The sequence below is a fragment of the Akkermansia sp. genome (assembly GCF_020860705.1).
Classification (GTDB): Bacteria; Verrucomicrobiota; Verrucomicrobiia; order Verrucomicrobiales; family Akkermansiaceae; genus Akkermansia.
The window spans coordinates 1-16,445 of sequence record NZ_JAJBTT010000027.1 but is presented as its reverse complement, the minus strand read 5'-3'; the positions used below and the strand labels follow the sequence as shown (position 1 = coordinate 16,445).

Here is a 16,445-nt window from a genome sequence, read left to right as displayed (position 1 = left end):
ATCAAATCCTCCGGCGGTCAAGCCTCCGGATTGCATCCTCAACCGCCGCGAGGCACGTATAAACAAGCCTCTCCACCGGATTTTCCCGATCACCGCGGGCCATGGTACACCTTGTGCCTTCCGGACGCCATGGTGATCAAGAGCAGGAACAGGGCGTAAGCCGCCAGAAAGCCCATCGGAATCACCGCGCCATGCTCCCCGCGCGCCAGCGCTTCAATGGGGGCGGCCTGCTTCACCCAGATATTCTGCGCCAGCCAGGTCAGGAAAATAGTCAGCAGCAGCGTAGGAGTCACAAACTTCATGATGAAACGGTAAATTCTGGGAATCCGGATCACGGAGCCGTCTTCCAAATCCATCAGCCCCTTATCCACCCCCAGCTTCCAGGAAAACAGAATCATCATGACCATGGCGCTTACAAAGAAGCACAGAGTGCCCAGGAAGAAATCATACGTATCCATCGCCAGCAGATTGCCGCTGTACCAGGCGACGATCAGCGTGCCCGTGGCCGAGAAAAATCCCTGTACCACTACCGCCATTTTGCGTTTCAACCCCATGAATTCTTCAATAAAGGAAAGGCCCACCTGCATCATGGAGATGGAGCTGGTGACCGCCGCCACTGTCAGAAGCAGGAAAAACAGGCTGCCGAATATCACACTGGACCCCATTTTGGCAAAAGCCTGGGGAAGCACCATGAACCCCAGCGCAAAGGTCCCCTGCCCGGCGGCGCCGGCCACCCCCAGGAATGCCACAGCGGCGGGAACCGTCATCATGCCGGCAATACCCACCTCGCACACCTCATTGGACGCAGCCGCAGAAAGGCCGCTCAGCGCGATGTCCTCCTTCTTCCGGACATAGCTGGCATACGTCAGGATCAGCCCCGTTCCCACGGAAAGGCTCAGGAACACCTGTCCGGCCGCCGCCACCCAAAGTTCAATGTTTTTCAGACCGTCCCACAGGGTAACCCTGGTCAGCCGCCGTGTCCCGCCGGACATTTCCACCTGCCGCTGGGCCTCTTCCATGGCTCCCGGATGGGAAGCGGACACCATGGAGACCGTTTTCCACTCCCCGCTGGAACGGTCTTGCTCCTCCACCAGCACTTTGCTGGGATTCCACATATACCCCAACCCCTGTTCAATGCTGCGGTCCGGATAGGAGGGATCCGGCGTGCCAATGCACAAAATACGCACCAGCAGCACCAGGGAAATCAGCAGCAGGATCGGCATGAACCAGCGGGAAAACATCTCGATTCCCTTGCTGATGCCCCGGTAAATGATTCCCAAATTCAGCAGGAGGACCCCGCCGACGATCCAGAGCAGCCCATTGTCAGACAGCAGGGCGCTCCCGTCCCCATACATGCCCGTAAAACTGAAAAAGGTCTGCGCCGTGCCCTCAGCCGTAGCGAACACCTCCGGCTGGGTCAGCATTTTCCAGAAATAACCGCAGCACCAGGCTTCCACCACCATGTAGTAAAAGGCCACGGAAGAAGGCCCCAGCACCGCCAGTACACCCAGAAACTTCCACAGCCTGGACCCCTTGGTCAAATACCAGAACACGCCGGGAGCGCAATGGGCGCCCAACTGGCCGCCACGCCGCCCGATGGACCATTCCGCCCACGCCACAGGCACGCCCACCAGCACCAGCATGAGACCGTAAGCCACCATGAAAGCGCCTCCGCCATACTGGGCCGCCAGCCCCGGAAAGCGCAAAAAATTGCCCAGGCCCACGGCGCTTCCGGCCACAGCAAGAATCACGCCGATTTTCCCGGACCACTCGTCTTGTTGCACCTTTGAGGATGACATGCAGGCCATACTGACAAAAAAAGCTTCATTTTCAAGAGAAAACAGGCGCTTTTGTCACAAGGAAGGCAGCATTGCCACTTGACTTTCGCGCGTTTTTTGGAATCATTCTTTTAGAACCAAACCAAAAACTGACCATGCTCCTCATAGGAAAACCGGCACCTCATTTCAGTGCAAACGCAGTTGTAAACGGTACCATCGTACCGGATTTCAGTCTTGATCAATTCAAAGGCAAAAAGTACGTGATTCTGTTCTTCTACCCGAAGGACTTCACGTTTGTGTGCCCCACGGAATTGATCGGCTTCCAGGAAGCCCTGGGCGAATTCGACAAGCGTGACGTAGCCGTCATCGGCTGCTCCACGGACAGTGAATTCTCCCACTGGGCCTGGGTGAACACCCCCCGTGACCAGGGCGGCATCCAGGGCGTGACCTACCCCATCGTGTCCGACATCAACAAGACCATTTCCGCCGACTACGGCGTTCTGGCCGGAGACGAGGAAATTGACGAAGACGGCAACGTGGAAGTCAACGGGGAACTGATCGCCTATCGCGGCCTCTTCCTGATTGACAAGGACGGCATCGTCCGCCACCAGCTCATCAACGACTTCCCGCTGGGACGCTCCATTGATGAAGCCATCCGCGTGGTGGACGCTCTCCAGCACTTCGAACTGTACGGAGAAGTATGCCCCCTTGGCTGGCACAAGGGAGACGCGGCCATGACCCCATCCCACGAAGGCGTGGCCTCCTACCTCAGCAAGTAAACTGCTCCGGCAATATTTCAAAGCCGTTCCACATTACCGTGGAGCGGCTTTTTTGCTGCCCATAACCAACAAATATACAGCCCCGCTGGGGAATGGCGCGTATGGACCGCGACCCGGAAAAAGATAAGGAAGTCATCATCTTTTCCGCTGAAAAAAAGATCTACATCATTAATGACAAACCCACCAACACCTTCTCCATTCTGGAGCGCCGGAAGAGAAGCGTATGCGGCACAAGGGACTGTGCCGGAAATGCTTAATCCATCACCACATTCACCTTGTTATGGACAATGAGATAATTGATCGCCTCTGCCGCCTGTACCCTGGTCATGGTACCCTGCTGCACCCGCTGAGATAGAACCTCCACCAATTTCTCCGCAAGGAGTTTGTCCACCGTTTCCGCCTGCACGGCCACCTTCAGCCTCTGCCTGGCGGCCTTCAATGCTTTCTCCTCTTCCTCCCGTGAAGCGATTTTGGAACGGGCCTCCTGCTCTGCCTGATTGACGAACGTCCTGGCCTTGGCCCCCTGCCTCTTCTCCCAGGCTTTCCGGGCAGCCCTGGCCTTGGCCTCCGGATCAATAACATCCACCTCCGCCTCATATCTTTTGCCATCTTCTCCCACGACAGTGACAGGAGTCCTGACAACGGACGAGGCACTGCGGGATTTGAAGCGCTCAAAACGTTCTTTGGCGCTTCTATCTCCTTTCCCGGAATGGGTATAATATCCGGCCGCACGTCCGGTCTCCAGCGTACGGGCAGGTCCGGCTTCCACCGGGAAAGCCAGGGAGGCCATTCCCAAACACCACAGGATAAATTCACTTTTACTCATGGCAGTCTAACAGTCTATTCTCTCTGGAAGCGTTTTAAACGCCCGCATTTGTTTATCATGGAAGCCTGATTTGACAAACCGTTTCCCGGCATTCCATGGAAGATCGTCCTGCGGACAATCCATGACAGGCGGCAAGGAAACCTTGCTCCTTTGCGGGTATGGGCCGGACTGTCATAAATCAAGAGGCATACGCGCACGCCCCTTGAGCCGCACAGGGGTGTTTGCTACATCCTTGGTATGAGTATGGATTTCATGGCAGCCGCATCCTCCAGGGAAGATATCTGGTCAAGAACCATGGACTTTCTGAACATGCCGGACTGGCTTAAACTGGAAATGGTGCAGTCCGTGGGCGCTAAAATTCTTCACGTGGTGATTTGGCTGGTGGTCAGCTGGATTCTCCTGAAGCTGCTCTGCCAAGTGCTCCGGAAAATCACCGCCCTGAAAATGTCCCCCCAGGCATCGCGCCTGACCGTTAAAATCGTCAAGGAGGCAGGCTACATTATCATCGGCGTGGAAGCCTTCGCCTTAATGGGGTTCGACATCCTAACCCTGCTGGGCGCAGCCAGTATCATCGGCGTGGCGGTAGGCTTCGCCTCCCAGACCTCCCTGTCCAACATCATCAGCGGGCTTTTCCTGGTAGGGGAAAAGCAGATCAATCTGGGGGACATGATTGAAGTAGGCGGCGTCACCGGCAATGTGGACTCCATCAACCTTATGTCCGTCCAGCTCCGGCTGCCGAACAACACCATGGTCCGCATCCCCAATGAAATGATCATCAAAAACCCGGTGAGCAACATCACCCGTTTTTCCACCCGCCGCTGTGATCTGGACCTGGGCGTGGACTACAGCTGCGACATTGAACACGTCGTGAGCGTCCTGCAGGAGGTGGTCAAGCAAAACAAGCTCTGCCTGGACGATCCGGCGCCCGTCATCATGTTCACGGGATTTCAGGACTCCTCCCTGGGATTCAAGATAGGCGCCTGGTGCCTCAAGGACAATTTCCTGGACTGCCAGAAAACGCTTGCCCATGACATCAAGCACCGCTTTGCGGCAGAGGGCATTTCCTTCCCCTTCCCCACCCGCAGCCTGGAGAGCAGAAGCCCTATCAAGGTGGAAATCTCCAGCACGCCGGAGAAAAATCAGTAGAAGCTCTCTTTTTGCTTTCTTTTTGCCCCGTGAAATTTCAATCTTGTCTGCGTAAAATCCGCATCTATGTCTGACACATCCGCACCCGCCTATCAAAGAATCCTCCTGAAACTCAGCGGGGAAGCCCTGCGCAGCCCCGGCAGCATGGACAACATTTCCCCGGAAATCGTCGCCCGCATTGCTGAAGAAATCGCCCAGGCCCACCGCGCGGACGTTCAGATCGGGCTGGTCGTGGGCGGCGGCAACTTCTGGCGCGGGGCGAAAGCCAGCGTACGCGGCATGGACCGCGCCACGGCGGATTACGTGGGAATGCTCGCCACGGTGATGAACGCTCTGGCCCTCCAAAGCGCCCTGGAACGCGCGGGAGTGCCCTGCGTGGTGCAGTCCGCCATTGAAATGAAAAACGTGGCGGAATCCTTCATCCGCCTGAAGGCCCGCACCTACCTGGACAACAATAAAATCGTCATCTTCGCCGCCGGCACGGGCAACCCTTTCTTTTCCACGGACACCACGGCGGCCCTGCGGGCCAGTGAGATCAATGCGGAAGTGGTCATGAAGGCAACCTCCGTGGACGGCGTGTACGATGCAGACCCCAAGAAAGTTTCCAACGCCAAGCGCTTTGACGCCATTTCCTATCAGGAATGCCTGGAACGCCAGCTCAAGGTGATGGACTCCACAGCCTTCACCCTGTGCATGGACAACAAGAAGCCCATCATCGTGTTCGACATGCACACTCCGGGCAACATCACGCGCGCCCTGCTCGGGGAGCCCATCGGCACAACCATCAGCTGAACGCCCGCACGCCCCTTTTTCCCACCTAAAAAACACTTAGCACCCACCACAATCATGGACGCAGAAACATTAATATTGGAAACGGAGGAATCCATGCTCAAGGCCGTGGACTTCGCCAAACAGGAATTCTCCGGCGTACGCACGGGAAAAGCCTCCCCCGGCCTCGTTGAAAACCTGGACGTGCATGTCTCCAGCTATGGCTCCGTCATGAAGCTGAAGGGTCTGGCCGTCATCAGCACGCCGGAACCCCGTCTCATCCTCATTCAGCCCTTTGACCCGAGCACCGTTCATGACATCGGCCGCGCCATCAATGAAAGCAAGCTGAACCTCAATCCGCTCGTGGAAGGTCGCTCCATCCGCCTGCCCATTCCCGCCCTTACGGAAGAACGCCGCAAGGATCTGGTGAAGCTGGTCAAATCCCAGGCGGAAGAAGCCCGCGTGCGCGTGCGCGGCGCCCGCAAGGCCGCCATGGACTCCGCTAAAAAACTCAAGGCGGACAACATCGTCACGGAAGACGGCCAGCGCGACCTGGAAACGCAAATCCAGAAGCTCACGGACAAATACGTGAAGGACATTGATGAACTGGTGGCCGCCAAGGAAAAGGACATCATGACCATCTGAGCCCAAACCATCCATCCCCCAACCATTTTACGACAATGACAGACAATGTAACCAACTTCCTCGCCTCCGGCATTGAAATCAAGGGAACCATCCGTTTCCAGAACGACATGCATATTGACGGCAAAATTGAAGGTGAAATCATTTCCGATAAGGGAAAAGTCACCATCGGAGAAACCGCCCAGATCAAAGGCGACATCACTGCCGGAGACGTGCGCATCTACGGCAACGTAGAAGGCAAGGTCACCTCCGACCGTTGCGAACTCAAGCAGCAGGCTCGCGTCGTCGGGGACATGAAGACCCGCAGCCTCGCCATGGAAGAAGGCGCCCACCTGCTGGGCCGCACGGAAATCGGTTAAAGAAGGCAACTTTATTTTTCATCAAGCCGTTCTCTCCATGGAGGGAACGGCTTTTTTTGCGCCAGATGGCAGGAAGGCCCGATAGTAAAGGGTCCGGAATTTTCCGTAGAAAACAACTAAGGGAAGAAAACGTCTCACCTGGGAGCGGAAGGCTCCCGCCTTTCGCATTTACCCCTATCCGAAGCAGAGCGGAGGCTTTTTCCCATTTCCTCCACCGTCGCACTTTGCAAGGGCCGGGAGGTCCTTGCTCCCAGCTGGGAGTCCGTCCCCACTTGGGCAGCAGGAGAGCAGAAATCCGGGGAAGAGAACAGAGAACTTCTCCGCAGAAAAGCAGCTAAGAGAAAAAACGTCCCACCTGGGAACGAAAGGCTCCCGCCTTTCGCATTACACCTGTCCGAAGCAAAGCGGAGACTTTCTTTCTTTTCCTCCACCGTCTCACTTTGCAAGGGCCGGGAGGCCCTTGCTCCCAGCTGGGCTTCCGTCTCCATGGGTGGACAACCAGACAAAAACGGGAAACGGAACGAAAACGGCCACCCTGGCCGCTTCCTCAGGGAAGCGGCGGCCGCACAATAGACCAGGAACGCGGCTGCGTAGGATCCAGCGTCTTTTTAATAAAGGCGTTCACCTGGTCCAGCGTCATGTTCCTGATGGCGACTGTCTGCTGTTCAAACCCATCCAGAGGCAGCCCGAAGAGAATATCCAGCGCCAGCATCTGGCACAGGGTTCCATTGGACTGCATGGCCAGCAGGCGGGATGACAGGGCGGAAGCCTTGGTTCGTTCCAGTTCCTCCTCCGTCATGCCGCGTTCATAAATCATCTTCAGCGTTTCTTCCAGACGCTGTCCGGCTTCCTCCAGCTGTTCCGGAGAGGTTCCCAAATAGAAACAAATGCCCCCCGCGTCCATGCCGATGAACAGGGAGGAACTGGCATAATAGGCTAGCCCGGCTTCCTCCCGGATACTGGTGAAGACGGGGCCGGCCATATCACTGCACCAGGACTGGAATAGCAGCGCCTGCGCCATTTCCGGAGAAGCCACGTCCACCCCCGGCATCCCCACTACCAGAACAGCCTGCTGCTTGTCCAGCACGGCTACTTCCCGGCCTGCCTGCAACGCGGGAGTGGGAGTCAGCACCGGAGGCGTTCCGGCCCTCATTCCTCCCAAATGCTTCTCCAGAAGAGGGAGAACCTCCTCTTTCCTGACATCCCCGGAAATGCATATCACGGCATTGGATGCGCAGATAATGCGTTCGTACTGGTCCCTGACATCCTGCACGGTTAAGGAAGAAAGGCTCTCCGGCGTACCGGAGGGTGCATTACCGTAGGAAACATGTCCATAGGCTACCCTCCGTTCCTGCCGGAACGCCACGGAAAGGGGATCTTCCTGGTCTTCTTCCGCATCCGCTACAAAAGACTCCTTCTCCCGAAGGAAGGCATCCTCCGGAAAAGAGGGATTCATCACCACGTCCGCCATCAGTTCCAGACCGGCGTCTAGGTCTTCCGCCAGAATCTGGCAGCCCACGCTCAGGGAATTGTTGCCGGTGGACGTATTGATAGCTCCGCCAATGTCCTCCAGAAAACGGGCTATATCCGCCGCAGAACGCGTGGCGGTTCCCTTCAGCAGACACTCGGACATCAAATCAGTCACGCCGGCGTCATGTTCATTCTCCGCACGGCAGCCGCCCTTGAATGCCAGGCAGGCATAGGCCAGCGGGAGACGATGGTCTTCACGGATAACCACCTTCATGCCATTGCCAAGCACATGCTCGCTCATCACCGCTTCCGCTCCGGGGGAGGCTCCGCCTTCTTCCACGGCATTGCTCCCCAGGGGGTCCAGGCTGACTTCCGTTACATTCGGCGCGGACAGCCAGGTGGAGCACACGCGGTGGAGATCTTCCGTCGTCACCCGCTCAATGGCTTCCTGCCATTCGGAAGACAAATTCAAATTGCGCGCCCCGAACCAGTCCGCCCCCATTTCCGAGGCTACACCGGCGGCAGAACTTCTGCGGCGCAGGCGGCTAACCCGCGTCTGCTTGCAGACTCTCTTCAGATCTTCCGTAAAATCCTCCTCAGCCAGGTTCCGGAGCTCCTGAAGCACCAAATCCCTTACCTTGTCACGCTGGGCACGGTCCACATCCATGCTGATGGTGAACGCCCCTTCATCAGACTCAGACTGGTTGGAATGCACCTCAATGCTGTACACCAAGCCCAGCCGGTCATGGAATTTTTCGTAGAAACGCGCGGAGCGGCCCCCGCCCAAAATGCTGGACAGGGCGGAAAGGGCCGGCGTATCGGGGTGACCGGAACAAGGCAGCCGCCATGCAAGATTCAGCTTGGAATAAGGCACGGCAAATTCCTTCCGTACCGTCCGGGAACCGAACTGATGCGGTTCATGGGGGATAAGCTCGCGGTTCAGCGGGCGCGCCTTGAAATCCTCCACCAGTAATTCCAGATGGGAAAGAATTTCCGTGGCGTCCACATCCCCCGCGATCGACAACACCACATTATTCGGAACATAGCGGCTGGCATGGTAATCCAGCACGTCCTGGCGTGTCAGGCAGTCAAAGGAAGCCGGTTCCCCCAGCACGGACCAGCGGCGCGGATGCTTGAGGTACAGCGTCTGCATCAGCAGCTGGTAGGCCACGGAATCAGGATCATCCGCATACATGGCCATCTCCCGGCGCACCACCTCTTTTTCCCGTTCCACTTCCTCCTCCGGAAACGTGGGGCAAAACACCAGCTCCGTCAGAAGATTCAAAAAAATCTGCCAGGACTCCGCAGGGCCGTCTATGTAATACACGGTACGGTTCACGCTGGTATAGGCATTCCAATGGCCGCCACGCTCCTGCACCTTGCGGGCCAGATCCTGGCCGGAATAATTCTCCGTTCCCTTGAATACCAAGTGTTCCAGCAAATGGGAAAGACCGCTTCCCTGCCAATGCCCCTCATTCATGGACCCCGTTCCTACCCAGTACTGAAGGGACACTACGGGGTGGGATTTATCCTCCTTGATCAAAACCGTCAAACCGTTTCCAAAACGGCGCACCACAGGTTCCTTGGCTGAACTCATGTTTCTTAGCTTGCCTCAAGACGCCAGGCCATGCAAGCCGCCGATCCGTACACGCTGCGGCACTGTCAAACTTATCCCAGGAGAAAAACGCGATTGAAGGCAAAAACCTCCTTGAAAAAACATGATGACGACACATTTTTTTGAACAAATCTTAAACTCTGTTACTCTATCAGTCGTAGAATGGCATTCAATCCGCCGTTCATCAATAAAAACACTAACATCACACATCACCAATATGAAAAAAATCCTCGCTGTAGCAGCCTTTGCTTTCGCATTCAGTGTCAACGGTTACGCCCAGGAAGCCGCCGCTCCGGCAGACTCTTCCGCTCCTGCCGCCCAGAAGTGCTGCAAGAAAGGCAAAAAGTGCGACAAGAAATGCGATAAGGAAGGCCAGTGCTGCAAAAAATGCGACAAGCCCTGCAGCAAGGGTGAAAAGCCTTGCGATTGCTCCAAAAAGGAAGAAGCTCCCAAGGCCTAACCTAACGGAAACCGTTGCAATGAACCTCAACCCTTGCCGGAGCTTTTCGGCAAGGGTTTTCTCCACGGGGAGGGAGAAAAAACATCCGACCCGTTGACCATGAAATTACTTGATCTTAATCTTCAACCCATTTAATAAACTGTCATCATGAAAGCAACTTCCATTCTTACCATCGGCTGTGCAGCCATTGCGCTGTCCATTACATCCTGCACCAACTTCGGTTCCCCGAACGCCTACAACCTGAATGAAATCGGCGGCGCTCAGGAAACCTATACCGGTACGGTCACCAGCGTGGAAAACGTCAAAATCCAGGCCAATAACGCCAATGCCGGCACCGGCATCGGTGCAGTGGCCGGCGGTCTGACTGGCGCCATGTTCGGGGGCGGCAACGCCAAGTTCGCTACCGCAGCGGGGGGCGCCATCCTGGGCGGCATTGCCGGCAACCAGATTGACAAGGCCGTCAATAACACGACCGGGGAACGCATCACCGTGCGCCTGGACCAGAAGAGAAACGGCACCCGCAACTACACGGTCGTCCAGGTTGCCAGCAAGAACAACCCGATTCAGGTTGGACAGCGCGTACGCGTGATCATCGGCAACAGCGGCTCCCGTGTCCTGGCCTATTAATGGAGCTTCATCCACTGACCAGTAACATACCAGCATGATCTTCGGCACCTTACCCGGCGGCGCTCCAATAGAGCTGTTTGAACTGTCTTCCGACAAGTTGACGGTACGCATCAGCAATTATGGAGGGCGCATCATCTCCGTCGTCAAGGACGGCATGGATATGATCGTAGGGCCCAAGCATTTTGAAGACATGCTGAAAGACACCTGTTATTGCGGTGCGATTTGCGGCCGGGTCGCAAACCGCATCGCAAAAGGCAGGTTCTCCATTGACGGAGACTCTCATTCCGTAGCCGTTAACAACGGACCCAACCACCTGCATGGAGGCGTTCAGGGCTTTGACAGCAAAATCTGGCAGGTTCAGGAAGCCACGCGCAATACACTGGTGCTGACGCTGCACTCTGCAGACGGGGAGGAAAGCTACCCGGGCAACCTGGAAGTGGTAGCTACTTACACCGTAGTGGAGGAAACTCTCCACCTTCGTCTGGAAGCGTACGCAGACGCAGCTACCATCGTCAACCTCACTAACCACGCCTACTGGAATCTTTCCAGCAAACCTACCATCGACTCCATGACGTTGGAAGTGCGCGCTTCCGCCTACACTCCGGTAGACGCAACCAACATTCCGGACGGACGCATCCTGCCTGTGGAAGGGACGGACTTTGATCTGAGAAAGGCCGCCTTTCTGGGAGAGCGCAACTCCGCAGCCCATCCGGATACCGCCGCGGGACTCGACCACAACTACGTGCTGGACTCTGAACCCGGGGACAAAATTGCCGCCATCCTTCTTGATCCCGAATCCCGGCACCGCCTGATCGTAGCGACGGACGCGCCGGGCCTCCAGGTATATACCGGGGAATACCTTCCCCAGGCCCGCCAGGGAATCGCTCTGGAAGCCCAGGGTTTCCCGAACGCTGTCAACACCCCCCACTTCCCCAGCGTTATCCTGCGTCCCGGCCAGTCCGCCACACGCAACATTTCCTGGACAGTGAGATAAAAGCACAGCTTATTCCACATCAGGAATATTCCTGAGAACGGTTTGTGTGGCTGCCTATTTTCCCCGTCTCAGGAGAACAGCCTGTAAATTCCGGTAAAATCTTCCCCGTTCCAGCCATTCTCCGGCAGTTCCCGGTACGCAGTCAAAACAACATCCTGCCCTTCGGACAACCACTCAGAGGCCCCCTGTTGCGGCTCTGGAAAACATGGGAGGGAGCTCTTTCTCTCCATCAATTCCGGATATCCCGGCGCTTTGTGCGGAAAATTCAATGTTACGGCATCCAAGTGCCTGCCGCCCTTGTTCACATCACGTTCGTGTAAATGCCGCCATACCAAATGATCCCCTGTTCTGCCTTGTCAGGAACTGGAATACGAGTCAGGTGATAAGCTTCTGCTGCCGGACCTCCCCGGAGCCTCTCCCTCCGGAAAACACAGCAAATCAGACTGCCGGTGCCCTAAGTCAAGCTATCCATGAGCGATAAAAGGATCGCATGGACTTCCTTCCCCTTCACGTACCTATTCTCGCACAGAAACCCGCTTAAAGGCTACACCTGATCCTCCGGGACGGAATAGCCGGGGAGGAAATAAAAACAAGGAAAAGGATGTTCTGGGCTTTCCTCAAGAAAGCCTCACTGTTAACCGGCCGCATAAAGAGCTTCCGCCACCACCTTTTGCAAGCCTTCCGCGATGCGTTCCAGGGAACGGCCCACAAAAATCAGATCTGCAACGGAGACCAGATTGTCCTGATACTGTTCCGGCAAACGGGTAAACATTTCCGTCAGGGACGCCGCATGCTCCGCCAGTTTCTCCAACGCAGGAACCAGCTTCGCCAGAGCCTTCCCGTCCCACGAAGAAACGGCCTTGTTTACAACCCTGAACTGTTCCGCCATCTCCCTGTAAAGGGGCTCCGCCTGGGCGCACTCCCGGATGCGGGGGCGCTTGTTGAGCTTATTGGCCCTCTTGGCAATCGTTACGGCTTCATCGCCAATCCGTTCATACATGGAAGACATGCGTATGGAAGCCAGAACAATCTTGAGATCGGATGCCACTGGACTGAAAAAAGCCAGCAAATGCAGGCCTTCCCGGTCCACCGTCATTTCCAGCTCGTCCAGTTCCTCATCATCTGCAATAGCCTGGTTGGAAGCGGATTCATTCTGTTGCAGCAGTCCGGCCGCAGCCAGGTCAAGAGCGCTCTGCGCCTTATAGGCCATCTGCAGCAAATGCGTATTCAGGGAGGAAAGGGCGGCGTCAAACTCCCTCAGGGTATGCGCGTCGTGATTCATGATTTGGAATATTGGCTGGGTGATGACCGGGGGCGGTTTTGCCGGCATGATAAAAAATATGCTGCCTGCGCAAACTGTCCTTTCTGGCAGTGGAGGAGGCTAATTTCCGAGCCATGCCGGAAGGAGGGGAAAAACGGCCGTAGGAGTGTTTGACAGTAATTTTTGAAAAAACCATAAATAACTCTCTGTTAACTAAATCTTCCTGTAATATAATCCTCTGTTTCTTTCATGGAAGGATTGGAAAAAATCTTCTCCGTGGAATCAAACTCCACCAGTCTGCCCAGCATGAAAAAACCGGTCAGGTCGGAAACGCGCGTAGCCTGCTGCATATTGTGGGTAACGACAATGATGGTAAACTTCTCCTTGAGCCTGTGCATCAGCTCTTCCACCCGCACCGTGGCGATGGGGTCCAGAGCGGAACAGGGTTCGTCCATCAGCAGAATACGCGGCTTGACGGCAATGGAGCGAGCAATGCACAGCCGCTGCTGCTGGCCACCGGAAAGACCATTGGCGGAAACGTGCAGGCGGTCCTTCACTTCATCCCATAAGGCGGCATGCCGCAGGCTTTCCTCCACCGCTTCATCCAGAATGCCGCGATTCCTTATCCCCGCCAGTTTCAACCCGTAGGAAACGTTCTCATAAATACTCATCGGAAAGGGATTGGATTTCTGGAAAACCATGCCCACCTCCCGGCGCAAATGAATGGGGTCCAGAGACGGGGAAGTTAAGTCCACTCCGTCAATGCGGATGCAACCACCCGTAACGCGGGCCTCCGGAATGCGGTCATTCATCCGGTTGATACAGCGCAGCAGCGTAGATTTCCCACATCCTGAAGGACCAATGAATGCTGTCACCCGGTTCCTCGGAACCTTCATGGTGACATGGAACAGGGATTGCTTGCTGCCATAACAAAAATCCAGGGAATCCACCTCTACGGCGGTCTGATCGGATGCTGCTGGATGCGAAGTCATGTTCATTTAAAAGGCGCATCTTGCGCTGTTGCCTGCATGGTATCCCAAAATCGGAGCGCCATGACCACTCCGTGTTTGTGACGATTTCTTAACTTGGTCTTCTTGAGAAGAAACGAATGCACTGATTTATTTTTTAAAACGTTTATTTTCAAAGTATTATAATATTAAAAAAGTCGAATCAATAAAGATCGTTTGGTCTTTTCTTCTTCTGACGTGTTGTTCCTTGCGGAATTAGAACTATTTTATATGTTGGTAGTCGTGCAGGTTCTTGCTTATCAGCAGGTTTGCATCTCCCCCAATTTTAAACGGATACAGAATTTTATCCAAGTTTTTCCCATGAAAGCAACTACCTTCAGAAAACCAAAATTCCAGCATGTCAGCAAAGGGTTTGCGCTGATTGCCACCATCACCCTGATGATGCTACTCGCCCTCCTCAGTGTCGGACTCCTTACCATTGCCTCCTCCCAGGTACGCATTTCTGAAAAACAGATCTTCGCCGCTGAAGCTAAATCCCTCGCCCGGCTTTCTCTGGAAATCGCCCTGGGCCAGCTCCAGTGTGAACTGGGGCCGGATCAGCGCGTTTCCGCCAATTCGGGCATCCTTTCCTCCGGAAGCAGCGAAGGAAACACTCCCTACATTCTGGGCGTCTGGAACAGCTGGGACACCTGGCTCAACAAGACCAACTCCCAGGGCATGAATATCTCTTCCACCTATGACACCGGAAGAAAGTCCATGTTCCGCCGCTGGCTCATTTCCGACCCCGACCTGCGCAGGCTGAGCACTCTGGAAGCAGGCAAGAACCTGCTGGGAAAACGTTTCATGACCAACCAGAACCTCCGCAGCGTCCCTTTGGTGAACCACGGAACGGTAGGCACGCCCGTAGGAGCCAAGAACCAGGACAGCAAGGAAGTCTACGCCCGTCTGGTGCGCGTGGACGATTCTTCCAAAACCATTGGCCTTAAAAGAAATGCCAACATGCGCAAATACATAGCCTGGTGGGTGACGGGGGAAAACCAGAAAGCGCGCGTCAATCTGATGCCGCACGCCTCAGAAGAAAGCACGGATGCCCTGACGGTGCTTCGCTCCACCTGGGACACGCCTGGGCCGGACCTGGAGCCTCTCAATCTTTCCTCCGTCATGACGACGGGCTCCGGCAACGACACGTCCGCAGTCAGAAAGCTTATTTCTCTTGATACGATCCTGGTTAACAACAGAAACGGCCGCTTGAAAGACTTGGGAGAAGTCTATCACGACATCTCGCTGGTTTCTTCCAGCCTGCTGACAGATTCTAAATTCGGAGGATTAAAAAAGGATCTGAATATCATGTTTTCCCAGGAAAAGCTGCCTGAAGAATTCCGTGGAGACACTTCGGACATCGGTCTGCGGCCCTACACGTCTGAAGACGGCAGTCCTTCCGAGCAGAACCGTCCGATCGGCTCCTGGAACCAGCTGTATCTTTGGGCCAACGTGTGGGACTCCTCCACGAAGAGGGAGGGCCAGGATTCCTCGGCCACCCTGCAATGGGACGGGAACGCGCCCAGTACGCTGATTGCCTCCGACTCCGCGGCCAACCTGGAAATGATGGACAACCGCTACACGTACATGCGCCATCCCATCCTGCTGCGCTTCTATTCCTTCGTCGGCGTCCAATACGCCAGATTCGGAGGAACCAACGGCCAGAATCCTTCCATCAACGGAGGGTTCATCAACCTGGCCTTCTCCGTGATTCCCGTGTATGTGTGGTGGAACCCGTACAACGTGGACATGAAATTCCAGGGAGCCAATGGAGAAGTATGGGGCGCATACTTCGGGGAACACCGCTTCATGCCCATGATGTTCTCCCATAACATCAAGAATGGCGGCGGCGTGGGAGCCATGGGTAATTATACGGAACACCCGCTGACTCCCTATGTCCAGAACAACGTAGATAAAAACGACCGTCAGGTAGCGGACTTCGGAGCATCATTCAGGGACAAGGTCACCTACCAGTCGGACGGTTCCACCAATAAGGGGAATCCCTCTACCTTGAAAGCCGGAGAAATCGTCATCTTCGCCCAGCCCATTCCTCTGATTGACGACTTATCCAATCCTTTTAAAAACAATTCCGTCTACCGCTCCAAGAATAACAAAAACGATATCAAAACGGATAACTTCGCCATGAAGGAAGGCTGGTCTCTGGACTCCGCCCAGACCACCGGTTACTCCGTCAACATGTACTCCGGCTTGAAATACCAGAACTTTGACGGCAACAAATACCTGAACGGGGATCCGTTCATGGCCTCCGCCATTTTCGCCCAGAATTATGACGATCTGAAGGGATGGTCCGGCACGGCTTCCGACCGGACTCCCTCCGACCACATCCTCAGCCATAAATATACGGACGAATTCAGCACCAGCTCAAAAAAACTGGGGACGTTCACGATGGGAGCGGGCCTCATGAAGGCGGAGCAGATTGGACAATCAACCACCCTGAATGGCGCCAATACGGCGGATCCCGCCATCTTCTCCAAGACGATGCCCGCCGTCCTGAACCTCAATTGGGGCGCCTGGGAAAAGCCCCTGCTTGAAAACATCAAATTCCCGGCCGATATGTGGAAAAACAACACCGGACCGGAGGAAAACAAGGAAAGGCAGGGTTACTACGGAGAGGCGGACCCGGACGCTCTTTTCATCGCCTACTATGGGGTATCAGTAAAATGGGGCAAGCCTCCTGTGATTGGAGCGTATC

At 55.4% G+C, this 16,445-nt stretch carries 14 protein-coding genes and 1 pseudogene; 10 read left to right on the top strand and 5 right to left on the bottom strand.

Annotated elements, in window-relative coordinates:
• Nucleotides 1-89 precede the first annotated feature (89 nt).
• On the bottom strand, nt 90-1,799 hold the full coding sequence (locus LIO64_RS05650) for a hypothetical protein (RefSeq protein ID WP_290548463.1): 1,710 nt from the start codon (nt 1,797-1,799) through the stop codon (nt 90-92).
• Nucleotides 1,800-1,933: 134 nt separating this feature from the next.
• On the opposite strand from LIO64_RS05650, the gene LIO64_RS05645 reads away from it, so the two are divergent.
• Entirely contained in the window at nt 1,934-2,557 is a 624-nt protein-coding gene (locus LIO64_RS05645; protein WP_102725335.1) for a peroxiredoxin, read from the top strand.
• A gap of 92 nt (nt 2,558-2,649) precedes the next feature.
• Nucleotides 2,650-2,814, top strand: a complete 165-nt coding sequence (locus LIO64_RS05640; protein WP_290548462.1) for a hypothetical protein — start codon at nt 2,650-2,652, stop codon at nt 2,812-2,814.
• Here the strand turns inward: LIO64_RS05640 and LIO64_RS05635 are convergent.
• Entirely contained in the window at nt 2,811-3,383 is a 573-nt protein-coding gene (locus LIO64_RS05635) for a hypothetical protein (protein WP_290548461.1), read from the bottom strand. The genes LIO64_RS05640 and LIO64_RS05635 overlap by 4 nt on opposite strands.
• 237 nt (nt 3,384-3,620) lie before the next feature.
• Between LIO64_RS05635 and LIO64_RS05630 the strand changes: the two genes are divergently transcribed.
• The 4 genes from LIO64_RS05630 (at nt 3,621) to LIO64_RS05615 (ending at nt 6,298) form a co-directional block, all read left to right on the top strand.
• Nucleotides 3,621-4,529 carry a mechanosensitive ion channel family protein gene (locus LIO64_RS05630; RefSeq protein WP_290548460.1) on the top strand — a complete coding sequence of 303 codons (909 nt, stop codon included), beginning with the start codon at nt 3,621-3,623 and terminating at the stop codon, nt 4,527-4,529.
• 66 nt (nt 4,530-4,595) lie between these two features.
• Entirely contained in the window at nt 4,596-5,321 is a 726-nt protein-coding gene (gene pyrH, locus LIO64_RS05625) for a UMP kinase (RefSeq protein ID WP_290548459.1), read from the top strand.
• 54 nt (nt 5,322-5,375) lie between these two features.
• Nucleotides 5,376-5,942, top strand: coding sequence for a ribosome recycling factor (gene frr, locus LIO64_RS05620; protein WP_290548458.1), 567 nt, complete (start codon nt 5,376-5,378; stop codon nt 5,940-5,942).
• Between the two features lie 35 nt (nt 5,943-5,977).
• Nucleotides 5,978-6,298 carry a polymer-forming cytoskeletal protein gene (locus LIO64_RS05615; RefSeq protein ID WP_012420356.1) on the top strand — a complete coding sequence of 107 codons (321 nt, stop codon included), beginning with the start codon at nt 5,978-5,980 and terminating at the stop codon, nt 6,296-6,298.
• Nucleotides 6,299-6,845: 547 nt separating this feature from the next.
• Here the strand turns inward: LIO64_RS05615 and LIO64_RS05610 are convergent.
• Nucleotides 6,846-9,365: a pitrilysin family protein gene (locus LIO64_RS05610; protein ID WP_290548457.1), complete on the bottom strand. Its 2,520-nt coding sequence runs from the start codon at nt 9,363-9,365 to the stop codon at nt 6,846-6,848.
• A 235-nt stretch (nt 9,366-9,600) separates the two neighbouring features.
• On the opposite strand from LIO64_RS05610, the gene LIO64_RS05605 reads away from it, so the two are divergent.
• From LIO64_RS05605 to LIO64_RS05595, 3 genes are all read left to right on the top strand, one after another.
• On the top strand, nt 9,601-9,843 hold the full coding sequence (locus tag LIO64_RS05605; protein ID WP_290548456.1) for a hypothetical protein: 243 nt from the start codon (nt 9,601-9,603) through the stop codon (nt 9,841-9,843).
• 147 nt (nt 9,844-9,990) lie between these two features.
• Complete coding sequence (locus LIO64_RS05600) at nt 9,991-10,470, top strand: glycine zipper 2TM domain-containing protein (protein ID WP_290548455.1); 480 nt, start codon at nt 9,991-9,993, stop codon at nt 10,468-10,470.
• Nucleotides 10,471-10,504: 34 nt separating this feature from the next.
• Nucleotides 10,505-11,464: an aldose epimerase family protein gene (locus tag LIO64_RS05595; protein WP_290548454.1), complete on the top strand. Its 960-nt coding sequence runs from the start codon at nt 10,505-10,507 to the stop codon at nt 11,462-11,464.
• Between the two features lie 634 nt (nt 11,465-12,098).
• Here the strand turns inward: LIO64_RS05595 and LIO64_RS05590 are convergent.
• Both LIO64_RS05590 and pstB read right to left on the bottom strand, forming a co-directional pair.
• Complete coding sequence (locus LIO64_RS05590) at nt 12,099-12,746, bottom strand: PhoU domain-containing protein (protein ID WP_290548453.1); 648 nt, start codon at nt 12,744-12,746, stop codon at nt 12,099-12,101.
• 188 nt (nt 12,747-12,934) lie between these two features.
• Entirely contained in the window at nt 12,935-13,717 is a 783-nt protein-coding gene (gene pstB / locus LIO64_RS05585) for a phosphate ABC transporter ATP-binding protein PstB (RefSeq protein WP_290548452.1), read from the bottom strand.
• A 336-nt stretch (nt 13,718-14,053) separates the two neighbouring features.
• Between pstB and LIO64_RS05580 the strand changes: the two are divergent.
• Nucleotides 14,054-16,445, top strand: a pseudogene (locus LIO64_RS05580) (hypothetical protein); the annotation flags it as partial.